Raw genomic sequence first — 13,535 nt, 5'->3', positions numbered from 1 at the left:
CCTGTGAGTATAATTGTTGATACTCCTCATCCTGTTTCCTCAAGTCGAGGGCTAATTGCCTCAACTCGTTCTTGCTTAATCCCTTCCCATCCTCATGGTAGAAGTATGTGTCTGCCCAACGTAGGGTGTTATAGACCTCACAAGCCACTTCCAAGGGCTTTTAACGCCCTCAGCGTTCGTCGGTGTATGCTCTAAACCTAAACCCCACGATGGGCATCAGAGGAACAGGAACACCACTAATATAAAGTTATTCCACTCATCCCCGCCATAAATGGCGAGGCTTCCCCCATGCATATAAAACGAACGGCAAGCCTCGCCCCTTTAGGGCGGGGATGAGGTCAGTTGTTGGAACCCTGTAATTGAAATTAATGCTTCTTCGGCTTATATTCCCTGAACCCGAACTACGGCAACATTCTTAGTTCTTAAAAATTAACAAAGAATTGATCAATAACTTATCCAAACCAATTAAGCATCATCTAGGCAATTAAGAATTGCGAAAATAATTTTAATTACTTGATTAATTTGCCCAAATAATATGATGATTCCTAGGTATGATGGAGAGAGCATAGTTAATTTATCCAACTCCATACTAAAAGCCTTTGGTGCGCATGAAAAGGCGAATCCATTAAATGATGTTGAATTACATGGAAACAAAATCATATTGATACTGGTCGATGCATTGGGATGGGTTGGGCTGGAGAAAATGAGCAATATAGATGATGTAAGGTGGTTCCTAGGGAAGTCAAGGCAATTAACAAGCGTGTTCCCATCAGTAACTGCCACTGCATTGACTAGTCTATCCACTGGTGTGACTCCCGGCATGCATGGTGTTCTAGGCACCATACTTTTCATGAATGAGTTTGGCAGCATGGTTAACACCCTTAACATGAGCATAGCGCCGAGTGGATCTCGTGATGATGTATTGAATCTAGGACATGATCTAGGACAACTTTATCATGATGACACAATATTCGAGGAGGCTGGGAGGCACGGAATCAAGAGCGCAGTAGTGGTTCCAAAGGGAATTGGGGGAAGCGGAATATCTCATATATTATATAAGGGTGCCAATGTTTTGGAATACTACACATTATTCGATGCATTAACTACATCTATTAATGCTATGGATACCCATCAATTCGTGTATCTCTACTTAACACACCTAGATACAATACAACATACATACGGCCCATCTTCTCATCACTATGGATATGCATTAATAGAGACCATGCATATATTAAGGAGATTCTCGGAAAAGCTTCCAAATAATTCATCCCTAATAATTACTGCCGATCATGGGCAAATAGATGTAGAGCCTGAGAAAGTAGTGGACCTACGTAAGCACAATGAACTGTTGAACTACCTTTCGCTTCCTCCCTTTGGAGAACCACGAGCACTCCAACTAAAGCTTATGGATAAAAGCCATGTAGAACCCGTGAAGGATTACTTCAAAAAATTCCTTCCCATGGTAGACCTATATGACCTAAATCAAGCAGAGACGCTTCTAGGCGGATTAAACGAGAAAGTTAGGAGAAGAATGGGAGACCTAATTGCAGTGCCCCGAGATTCAACCACCTTAATTTACTTGCTTAAGCCATCCGATGATAAACTAATGAAGTTCAGAGGACACCATGCAGGACTATCACGAGAAGAAATGGCTATTCCCTTATTCATAATGAACAAGTAATTACCCCTTCAATAATTAGCTATATTTCCTCTATGTCATCATCGTCTTTATCGTTGCTGGATCCATCCTTGAATGAATTGATGCCTATCTTGGATAACCCAAATGTGTCGATCATCGTTTCATAGACATCTGGTAATAATCGCATTCTCATTATGGTGTAAATAATATAAATGGTAAGGACCAATCCTGAATTATATAGTGCAATACCCAACCCTAGGAGGTTATTCATGGCAAGCATATAGTCATCTATTGGTATGGATATATTCAAGTAATGCTTTATTGTTATATATGGGATATAAAGAAATAGACCAAACACGAATATCATTATTATAACCCAAAATAACCGTGATGCTAAGTGAAGATGCTTTAATTGCGTTAATGGGATATTCTGTAAAATACCTATCACCGTTATCACATCCATCAATATGGTAGATGATGAAGCCAATGCAACGAATATTATATCTAAATTAGAGGAACCAACCAACCAGAGCTGAACTATCATTACATCAATGCTAATGAGAGTCGCAATGATAACTATGAGAGAAGCCACATATATTATTATCTGCAATCTTCTTGCTTGTGTGCTTATAGCCATTAACTATGCAATGAATTAGTCAATTTAAATATATAATAGATAAAAACCCTTAAGGCTCTTCCTGATTAAATGAATCATTATTAATTTTTAATGAAAAATCATGATAACGAGGATGACAAGTCTCGTCCTTTGGGGCTGGGTAAGAGCTTAAATGCTTCTTCCGAGGGTAGCAATAGGGGACCCTTGGCCAGTCAATTCCTTGGGAGTGGGGAGTGGGGGCCGACGTACCCCCACAATACCGGCTCGAGAGGATGACCAACAGAACAGCACCCATAAAGGGGCGTAACCCCCAAGACCTCGGGGAGCCCTCGCCCCTTCAGGGCGGGAAGGGGATCAGTTGTCTCTAACCTCCTACCTATATTTATGGGCGAGGATTGCCCTTTTATTATTAATGCGATACAGGGTTGAGAATTAATGGTTCTCTACATTCCTCATCAAAACATTTATATGAACCTACCCGCCTCCGCCAAACGATTAGGCAGTGGCAAATGATGGATTCCCACCAGCGTTGTATCGATGGGCATGCCCCAATTGCGGGGGCATAATAGATGCAGATAGATTAGGAACTGGGCTACCGTGCCGCCTATGTCTTCCCCGAACCCCAAAGAAACGCGATGTACTAAGCATATTGAGAGAAATGGATAAATTAGGAACTTTGAAGAGAATGAGACCTATATTATCCATGTATATGAAGTATGATGAATTAAATAATCTATTCCGTGAAATCACTGGATTCGAGATGTGGGGGGCTCAAAGGGTATGGGCTAGGCGGCTTGTACGGGGAAAGAGTTTTGCAGTGATAGCGCCAACCGGCAGTGGTAAGACCACCTTTGGAATAGTAGCATCTATATATACTGCGATTAATGGGGGTAAGACTCTCATAGTGGCGCCAACATCAACTCTTGCATACCAATTATTCCAGAGAGCCGAAGCATATTCGAAGGGAAAAGCAAGGATAGTGGCCTATAATTCGCTATTGACAAAGAAGGAGAAGGAGGAGGCGATAAAAAGAATTAATGATAATGATTATGACATATTAATCATAACGAATTCATTCCTATCTAAACACATGGATCTACTGGCTAGAAATAAGTATAAATTAATATTCGTGGACGATGTCGATAGCGTCCTTAAAGCGTCAAGCAAGAATATAGATAGACTACTAGTGCTGCTTGGCGTACCGAAGGAAGCAATAGATGTAGCGCTGGAGGCTATTAAGGTANCTAGAGATACAATGCAAGCCCTTAGAAATGGTAATGAAGATGATTTAGGCGAACTTAATAGACGAATGAGAAGCATAGCTAAAACAATAGAAGAGATGATGAAGGGGCGGAATATCGGTACATTAATAGTTAGCGGCGTATTGACCAGGCCACGCGGCACATCGAGGGCGCTTCTCTTCAGAGAATTTCTAGGCTTTGAAGTGGGTGGGCGAGCCGAGGGTCTAAGGAATGTCATTGATTTATTTATGCAACCTAAAACTAATTTAATAGAGGATGCAGCTAACCTAGTTAAGAGGCTAGGTGGGGGAGGTATAATATTTATTCCAACAGATGCTGATAGGGAAATAGCCAAAAAGATTGCTGAAAAATTAGGCGAGGCAGGAATAAAGGCTGGTATCTACTTGAAGCCGAAAAAGAAACTATTGCTTGCATTCCAGGAGGGTGAACTAGATGTATTGATAGGCCTTGCTACATCTAGGTCATCGCTTGCCAGAGGAATAGATATGCCGGCCCGCATTAAGTATGTGATATTCGTGGGAGTGCCAAAAATAATGTTTAGACTAAACCTGGCGGAATTCATGCCCATCAAGTTCCTCCTCTTCTTCTCTGGTATACGTCAAATAGCGCCCGATGAATTAAAGCGCCGTGTGGATAAAATGATTGCCAGGCTACGGAGAATATCATATTTGAACCAAAACCAANTAAGCGAGATACTTACGAAGGCCCAGCAAAACATCAATGAGCTGAGCGGATTTCAAAGATATGTAGCTGAAACGGCGATGGAGTCCCTTAAACTTGCCGATGAGCTCCTGAAGGTGCCGGCCATAATCGATAACATAAATAAGTCTGAGGTTAATATTCAATTACGAAACGGCGAATTCCACATAGTGCTGCCGGATTCCACCACATATATACAGGCCAGCGGTAGGACATCAAGGATGTATATCGGAGGAGTCACGCATGGATTATCCATAATCATAATTGATAATCCATCAGTATTCACGGCGCTTCAACGCGATTTAAAGTATAGACTGGATGAGGCTGAGTTCAAGGATGTTGAGGCCTATGATGTAGATGCCATAATGCAGGTCATTAATGAGGAAAGAAGAGAGGTGGCGGAACTACTTAGAAGTGAGGAACCAAAGAAAGAGAAACTAAGTACTTTTAAGTCAGTCCTATTAGTTGTGGAGTCTCCTACTAAGGCTAGAACCANTGCCAATTTCTTTGGGAAACCCAGTAGGCGAATAATGGGTGGCCTAAACATATATGAAACAAATCTGGGCAACATGTTGCTAAGCATAGTGGCAACCAAGGGACACATGATGGAGCTAGCGCCTAACGCCATCGAGCAGGAAATAATGGGAAGGGCTAAGGATTACTATGGTGTATTAGTTACCGATGGGAAGTTCATACCGATATATAGCATAATAAAGAGGTGCCCGACATGCGGTAAGACTTATACCGATGAAAGGGATACTTGCCCCTATGATGGTACTCAGCTAGTGACTACAATGCCGGTAATAGATACCTTAAGGGATTTAGCGATAGATGTTGATGAGGTATTGATAGGCACGGATCCCGATTCCGAGGGTGAGAAAATCGCTTGGGATGTATATAACATGTTGCGTCCATTCGTGTCGAATATCCATAGAATAGAATTTCATGAAGTCACGAAGAAGGCCATAATAGATGCCATAGCTAATCCAAGAGCGGTGGAGCCCAATATGGTTAAGTCGCAACTAGTTAGAAGGATAGAAGATAGGTGGATAGGATTTGGGCTAAGCAAGTACCTACAGGATAGGCTTAACCGCAAAAACCTATCCGCTGGGAGAGTCCAAACGCCGGTGTTAGGATGGATAATACGAAGGCACATAGACAATAAATACTCTAAGGCAATGAGACTGACTGTAACCCTAGTTAATGATGAGCAGGAAACATTCATTGTTCCGCTCAATAATGATCCAAGCGAGGCCAAGGCTGAATCCAAGAACCTAAGAGGATTCAAAAAGAATCACGATGGATTAAAAGTTAATTATAGCAAAATAGAGGAGAAAGAGGAAATAATTAATCCTCCACCGCCCTACACAACCGATACAATGCTAACTGATGCAGCTAACCTCTTGAGACTTGATGTAAATACAACAATGAGGCTTGCGCAGGATCTCTTCGAGTCCGGATTAATAACATACCACAGAACAGATAGCACTAGGGTATCGGCCGTTGGATTATCAATAGCCAAGGAATATATAGGCAATAAATTTGGCGAGAAGGAGTACATGGGAAGAACTTGGACCACAAGTGAGGAGGGAGCCCACGAGTGTATAAGGCCAACTAGGCCAATAGATGAGGAGGAGCTCCATACATTAATATCCACAGGTATACTAAATATTCAACTAACGAATAGGCATATCCAACTCTATCGATTAATATTTAAGAGATTCATGGCAAGCCAAATGAGGCCCGCCACGATTAAGAAGGCTAAGTACAGAGTTACTTTGCATAACTCGAACGAAATCGCCAATAAGGAACTCGAGAGGGTGATCGATATAGTGGATCCTGGATTTCAATTAGTGCTTCAATCAATCCGAAAACGCGAAGCCATTACTGAAGCGGATTTCGAGGTTAAAGATGTGGTTACTAAGACCATTAGAACGATTTATCCCTATAGGGAAGGCGATATAATAGCTGAAATGAAGAAAAAACACATAGGTAGACCATCCACCTATGCTAAAATAATAGACACACTGCTTAGGCGAGGATACGTCACAGCAATAGGTAATGTAAAATACCTTGTGCCAAAGAGGCTGGGTATACTTGCATATGTTTGCCTAACTGGCGATGATTATGTTAGGGAAAAATTGCCGCCGAGACGGGAAGAGGATAAGAAGGAACTAGAGGATACGCAGATCAAATGCGGCAATAACAAGGAGCTTGGTAAATTAGTCAGCGAGGATAGGACTAGACAGTTAGAGGAGGAGATGGATAATGTAGAAATGGGTAAAATAGATTACAAGGAAATATTAACCCAATTATTTAATGAAATGAAGGAACTAGAACTATTTTCATTCGAGTCAGCCGCATGAATCCGTCTTACAATAGGGATCGCTTGTTTCGCCTAATTCATTTAGCTTGTCATCTATTTTCTCATCAACGTTTATAGTCTTAACAATTATCTTAGAGGGAGATGGCTTATTAGCTACGCCACTATAAATCACTTGAACAGACTTACTTTTATCCCTATATACCGTTATGCCCTTAGCGCCTAATTCCCATGCCATTAAGTAAGCTCCTTCCACATCCTTAATGGTGGCATTACTCGGCATATTAATAGTCTTGCTTACCCCGTTATCGATCCACCGCTGCCACGTAGCCTGCATCATGACATGCCACCTCCAATGGATCTCATTAGCGGTCTTCAATAAGCCATGTAACTTATACGTATTGGGAAGCATGCCGCTCTCCAGTATATACTTCTTGATATCCTCAGGAACATTACCTAATCTCTCTAGGGCCGTTCCATTATACTCAATCAACTTACCTATGGCTAAGTTCCTAACATAGGCAATAGCGAATATGGGTTCTATGCTTGAATTCACGCCTGCTATTAAGCTCCTGCTTCCCTCTGGAGCAATGCTCATCACTGTCGCATTCCTTATACCGCTCTTAACTAAAGCACGAATATCGTCAAGTGTAGCATGCATTTCCTGTAATACGCTCAATGCAGCTGATGTGAATTCGTCTTGAGCATGTTGAGGGGGACTAATGATCTCTAGGTATTCTGATAAGTACTGATTAGTTACTTGCGATATTTTTCTTGCTCTCTCCATCCATCTATCTATTGGGAGGATCCCCTTCTCCCAATCGCTCCCATTAAACTTAGGATATGATCCCTTTTCCAGCGACAATAAGTGGCTAGCCTTTGTCGCCGTGCTGAACATAAACATCGCCAATGTATCTGCAAGACGTAATGCCTCTGGACTATCATAAGGAATGCTCAGTTTTATTAATAAATCAGCGAAGCCATTAACCCCGAGACCTATCTTGCGGGTAGCGTGATTGGCCTCATCGAACATTTTATGTGGATGCTTATTTACATCTATTACATCATCCAGGAACCTCACTGCTATAGCTATATCATTGAATAGGGCGTCCCAAGCTATTTGATGCCCATGTATGTACTTAGTTATGTTTATGCTGCCTAAATTGCATGATTCTCCCGGCAAGAGCGGAACCTCGCCACATGGNTTAGTTGAAGCAATTACCCCCGCATTCTTCGCTGGATGCATTATGTTTATGGAATCCTTATTAAGCATGCCGGGATCGCCGGAATCCCATGCGCTCTTTACCCATTCATTAAATAGCTCCCTAGCATTAACCTTGCCCCATATCTTTATATCGCCCTGCATGGCACGGCGTTCACAGTCCTCATAGCATTTTTGGAACTCATCCCCCCATGTATTGGCTAAGCATTGGCACTCCCTGGGACTGAAGAGAAGCCAATCCTCGCCCGTCAATGCGCGCTCCATGAAGTAATCGGTGGTCATAACGGATATATTGAAGTTCTGTAATTGAATGTCCTTTAATTGACCCGACTTTGCCTTAATGAATTTCTGAATATCTGCATGCCATACCTCAAGTATCCCCATCATGGCCCCTCTCCTCTTACCTCCTTGCTTTATTACATCCGTGCTAACATCAAATAAACGCATGAAGCTGACTGGGCCACTGGCGACTCCCACCGTTGACTTAACTACATCCCCTTCGGGCCTCAATTTAGAGAAATTATACCCTGTCCCAGCTCCCATCTTATGTAACTCGGCGGTCAGGGTTAAGGCATCATAAATTCCAAAGCAATTCTCATGGGAATAACCTGAAATACAATCATCAATTGGCACCACGAAGCATGCCGATAATTCCCCAGAGCGAGTGAATGCATTAAACATGGTTGGGGAATTGGGAAGAAACTTCAAGTTACTCATTAAATCATAAAACTTGGACGCCCATGATATAGGATCAATTCCATACATTTTTTCAGCATATGCAACCCCCATTGCAACCCTCATCCACATATACTGAGGAGTCTCAAAGAATGTGCCATCAAGTCTCTTTAGCAGATAGCGACTCATGAGCGTTCTAACGCCATTATAAGTGAGCAAGCGATCCCTCTCTGGCCTAATCATGCTGCTTAATTCATCTATGTATTGTTCATAAAACGATGCCATCTCCTTGTTCCATAATCCTTGGCTCATGCCAGTTAAGAACCACTGCTTAAACCCATTCCTATAAATAACTTCAAAATTGGATTGATCGAACTTGCCCAGCACCATTTTATATACACTCCATAACAAATAATCCCTGGCTGCAGTGTGCCATCTCATATCTTCAGGCGCCTTATTGAGCATTATCAGTTGAACCATATCGCTTATATCTTGGCTCTTTATTGTTTGGCCGCTTATTAAGCTCTGAAGCTCCTTTAAAACTAGATCTGGATTCGGCGCATTTACTAAACTAAGCACCCTGAGAAGCTTCCGCGGAGAGAAGGGCTCCTCCTTACCATTACGCTTTATTACCCTGGGCATCCTGGATGACTTGACTATCTCTAATTGCATCTATCCTCCCCACCTATAAAGTTTATTCTTCCCAACGGATAAAATAACCGTATCATTAGACTCAATATAACGGTGTAATATCCTAGATAAAGATGCAATGCTGTAAGATCTTAAGTTGAGAGATAACTATGAAACTTTCGACAATAATTAAAATTAGAAAATCACGTGAATACCAATACCTTTCCAAGCCTTATAAATAAATTAACCTCCTCCCCAACATCAAACGGCTTATCCATCATGACCACAACCTCGGTATTATCATTACTAGGAGGCACAACAGTGACCCTGAAGAGACCACTTGAATAGCTGGATACCTTAACCCGAGCTCGCCCCACGAGGAACCAGTCACTGCCCAGAGAAGATTCCTTGGATATCTTTAGATCTTCAAGGCGAATGCCCAGCCTTACGTTGCTGGCGTTGATCTTATTTATGGGAAATGAAAAATCATCAACTACCGCATAAGTTGCTCCATTTCTATCTTCAATTCTTCCATTTAACTCCACTAAATCACCTATTAATTTCGCCACCTCCACATTGATGGGTTTAGAGTATATGATGGATGGCTTATCCACTTGCACTAATTTGCCATGAACTATAACGCCAGCGCGTTCCGCTATGGAAAATATGTCGGCGGGATCATGAGAAACCGTTATTGTGGTTATTTTCAATTCATTTTGAATCCTCCTAACAAGAGCACGAGCGCTATCCCTTATTCTGGCATCCAAATTACTGAACGGTTCATCCAATAAGAGAATAGATGGATTCTTAACCAATGCACGCGCCAACGCCACCCTCTGTTGCTGACCACCCGATAATTCCCTTGGATAGTGATTGAGCACATGAGATATCCCAAGTATCTCCGCTATATCGTTTATTTTCTTCTGCTCCTCGGCCTTGCTTATCTTTAAAGACTTCAGTGGAAAAGCGATATTATCATAAGCAGTCATATTAGGATAAAGGGCCCATGTTTGAAATACCATACCTATATTTCTATCCTCGGGAGGCACTATCAATCTATTCGAGGCAGCCACCAGCTCATCATTGAAATACAGCTCGCCGGCGGTCGGTACATCAAGTCCAGCTATTATACGCATAAGCGTCGTCTTACCAGCCCCACTAGGTCCTAATATTCCGAAGGATTCACCGCTATTGATCTCCATGTTAATCTTATCTAATGATCTCCATGTTAATCTTATCTAATGCAACTACTTCCTTCTTCTTCGACTTAAATATCTTAGTGACACCCTTAGTAATTACCTTAACCATACTACACCCCCTTACCTCCTGTTCCAAGGGCTATTAAGCCCTTTATAAAATATCTACCAAGAAAAATGAAGATGCCCAAGGGCACTATAGATGCTATAAATGCAGCAGCGAATGTTTCATTATAGAGAGTCGCATATCCTCCAGTGAATGATTGAACCGTAACCGGTATTAACCTCATATTGGGCGTGGTAGTCAACATTAAGGGTATGAAGAAGTTATTCCATGTCTCAATGATGTTAAATATTAATGTCGATACAAAGCCCGGCAGCGATAATGGAAATACTAATTTAATGAAAATCCTCCAATCGCTGCCCTTATCCAGCCTGGCAGCTTCAATTATCCTGGGAGGTATGGCGGTTATGAAAATAGACATTAATAATGCCCCAGTTGGCATATAGAATATGAAGAATGCAAACGCTAATCCCCAATAAGTATTCAGGAGACCCATATCTGCAATCAACTTAGTTAATGGGATTAATGTGGCTTGATACGGAATAAACGTGGCCAATGATATTAATGAGAAAAGAAAATTACTTATAAAGGAAGAAACCTTACTAAAACTATTTGAAAGCATATAGAAGAAGTAGGCCGCCATGGATCCCAAGAAAGTAGCTATGAACGCCACGGGAAGCACTATTATTAAACTATTTAATAATGGCCTGCTTAGTGATGACCAAACCGCTTGGAAGGGCTCTAGGGTAGGGGATGAGGAAGGCACAAGAACCGGCGTCGTGTATACCGCTACGTCGCTCTTCAATCCATTTATTACCATGGCATATATCGGAACCAACCATATAACTACAAAGATGATGATTACCAATTGATGAATTGCGGCCTTTACAGCAGGACTAATTCTCTTGGTTTTGGCTTTACTCATGCTTCATCCACCTCTTTATCCCATATAACGCATAAGGTATAACCACTGCAGTTGCTATTGCTGTTATTATTGTAGCCACAGCAGAGGCTTGGGCAAAGTATTCCGTTGTGAATAAGTAATACATATAGACCACGCTAGTTTGGAGAAATATATTGGTTGGTCCACCGCTTAATAGGTAAGGAGGACTAAATACCCTAAAGGAGAAGAGGAATAATAATGCTGATGATACTATGAACCCATTCATAGAGTTAGGAAGAAGAACTCTAAATAATATCCTGAATGGACTGGCCTTATCTATCCTCGCCGCCTCTATCAATGATTTATCAACACCCATAAAGGCCGCCAAGTAAAAAATCAGCGATAAACCAGCATATGCCCATATAACCACTATCATTAAGCTTGGAAACTCCATTGATGGCGATGAAAGCCAGAGAGGCGTCGGCAAATGAAGCATTCTCAAGAACCAATTTATGCCGATATGAATATTAAATAGCCAAAGCCATATCAATGAGTTAGCTGCCATGGATATAGATAATGGATATATCAATAATGATAGGTAGAAACTCCTTAATCTCTCATTGCCTAGAAAATAAAGTAAGGAAGCAAATAGTAAACCAAGCAAATTACCGAAGACAACGGCGCCCGCCGACAATAGAATAGAGTGAGTGAAAGAGATAGAGAAATACTCTGTGGATAACAGGGACATATATGTTTGGAGACCAACAAATGATGGGTGAGGATTAAGCAGAGACCAATTCGTGAATGAGTAATATAGATTCCATAAGACTAAGTAAAGTAGAAGGAATGAAAAGAAAATCGTTGGAATTGCCATTATTAATCCTTGAATTCTCATGATATCACCATGAAATAAACTATTATTTTAATATTAACCCCAAGAAGCATTGTTAGGAATTAACCCATGGTGGGTAGTAACCAGCAAATGGGTGGCCAGGGAACCCTAGGTAGCCAAGGCCAAGCTTAGCGGCGGCCAACCACTCGCTCTCCTCCTGATGCATCTCCGTGGCCAGCGTTATATTCCAGGCCGCTATGCCGCTTGGCCCAACTTGTTGCAATGTGTAGAGACCGCTATTCAATTGAGCGAATACATCATCAAATAACCCACCATCAGATAATTGATAAACGAAGTTTTGCTCAGGCGTGCTCAGCAATTGCTTATAATCGTACCACTGAGCAGGCGTATTGAAGTAGTCAGTAGTGACGTTGTTATAGAACGTAACTGCCTTCCATTTGGTCCATATCTCTTGACCAGCCATGGATGCCCACCACTTAATAAAAGTCAATGCATCTTGCTCCTGCGGCCCCACTGGAACCGCAACTGAATCAATAACTAGCGCGTAATAGTTCTGTGTGCCTGGAAATGGTTCCTCCACTATCGTTACATTATTCCAGTTAATATAAGGAGCAACCGCCGGATATATGGTTATGTTGAGGAAATCATAGGCGTAATTAGTTAACCAATTACCATTGGCTTGAAACGCCACATTACCTTGGGCTAGATCAGTTAATCCCTGGGTCCACGTCAATGATTGCCACCCTGGATAATCATATGAGGTAAAGTTAAGGAATAAGTTGTTGGTCTCAGCTATCCAATTCTGTATTGTTGCATTGTTTAATGGAATTACTCCATATATCATTTCATTATAAACATGAGGCCCAGCTAGAGATAGGAATATATCTTCCCAAAGATTTAATTGATCCCAACCACCATCAGAGCCCGGCACCATCCACGGGGAAACGCCATGAGCGGCTAATTGAACCGTATCATACTCCAGCGTAGATAAATTAGTTGGTATTGGCAAATTATACTTCTTAAGTAACTTCAAATTAATGTAAAGCAATGCACCTCTATGAACATTAACCGGTATTGATAATAAAGTCCCATTGAATGCACCGGCCTGAAGTACTTCAGGCACGGCATACTTGAAGAGACCGATTTGTTGAGCTATTGGAGTCATATTAACGAAGTTATTCACTCCTTTAGGGGCTATTTCCACGTAACTTATCATCTCAGGACCATAATGCACTTGGAATAATGCCGGTGGTTTTCCTGCCTCTATTAGCGTTAGTATTGCGTACTTGGCGTTGGTGCCCCCAGCGCCTGGAACTATTGTTGGGGTCACGTTTAGGTGGTATTGGTTTTCGAATGCTGGTATTAAGTGGTTCAGCGCCACCTTGCCCTCCGTGGCCCACCACGTGTAGAATATTAGCGGCGCCTTCGCCGCTTGAACGCTCGACGTAGATGGTTTATAGGTTACCGCCA

Annotated in this window: 7 protein-coding genes and 1 pseudogene; 2 read left to right on the top strand and 6 right to left on the bottom strand. The window is 41.8% G+C overall.

The window, feature by feature from the left end; genetic code table 11:
• Positions 1-535 precede the first annotated feature (535 nt).
• Positions 536-1,684: a hypothetical protein gene (locus tag AT710_06550; GenBank protein KUO91467.1), complete on the top strand. Its 1,149-nt coding sequence runs from the start codon at positions 536-538 to the stop codon at positions 1,682-1,684.
• 19 nt (positions 1,685-1,703) lie between these two features.
• Here the strand turns inward: AT710_06550 and AT710_06545 are convergent, their stop codons facing one another.
• Positions 1,704-2,279: a hypothetical protein gene (locus AT710_06545; protein ID KUO91466.1), complete on the bottom strand. Its 576-nt coding sequence runs from the start codon at positions 2,277-2,279 to the stop codon at positions 1,704-1,706.
• A 481-nt stretch (positions 2,280-2,760) separates the two neighbouring features.
• Here AT710_06545 and AT710_06540 point away from each other — a divergent pair, with 481 nt between their 5' ends.
• Entirely contained in the window at positions 2,761-6,585 is a 3,825-nt protein-coding gene (locus tag AT710_06540; GenBank protein KUO91465.1) for a reverse gyrase, read from the top strand.
• On the opposite strand, the gene AT710_06535 is transcribed toward AT710_06540, so the two are convergent.
• The 5 genes and pseudogenes from AT710_06535 to AT710_06515 form a co-directional block, all read right to left on the bottom strand.
• Entirely contained in the window at positions 6,574-9,111 is a 2,538-nt protein-coding gene (locus AT710_06535; GenBank protein KUO91464.1) for a ribonucleoside-diphosphate reductase, read from the bottom strand. The two genes, AT710_06540 and AT710_06535, sit on opposite strands and share 12 nt — an antisense overlap.
• Before the next feature lie 161 nt (positions 9,112-9,272).
• Positions 9,273-10,377 (bottom strand): annotated as a pseudogene (locus AT710_06530) (sugar ABC transporter ATP-binding protein).
• A gap of 1 nt (position 10,378) precedes the next feature.
• On the bottom strand, positions 10,379-11,230 hold the full coding sequence (locus AT710_06525) for an arabinose ABC transporter permease (protein KUO91468.1): 852 nt from the start codon (positions 11,228-11,230) through the stop codon (positions 10,379-10,381).
• A gap of 16 nt (positions 11,231-11,246) precedes the next feature.
• Complete coding sequence (locus AT710_06520) at positions 11,247-12,110, bottom strand: sugar ABC transporter permease (GenBank protein ID KUO91463.1); 864 nt, start codon at positions 12,108-12,110, stop codon at positions 11,247-11,249.
• Between the two features lie 49 nt (positions 12,111-12,159).
• The coding region (locus tag AT710_06515) for an ABC transporter substrate-binding protein (GenBank protein KUO91462.1) at positions 12,160-13,535 on the bottom strand (1,376 nt) is incomplete at its 5' end.

The organism is Thermocladium sp. ECH_B (assembly GCA_001516585.1).
Taxonomy (GTDB): Archaea; Thermoproteota; Thermoprotei; order Thermoproteales; family Thermocladiaceae; genus Thermocladium.
Note: the sequence above shows the minus strand (reverse complement) of the source record. Positions and strands in the feature narration are given on the sequence as shown.

Coding starts and splice junctions, on each gene's coding strand:
- AT710_06545 (KUO91466.1), bottom strand. CDS start 2,279: ATGGCTATAAGCACACAAGCAAGAAGATTGCAGATAATAATATATGTG.
- AT710_06550 (KUO91467.1), top strand. CDS start 536: ATGATGATTCCTAGGTATGATGGAGAGAGCATAGTTAATTTATCCAAC.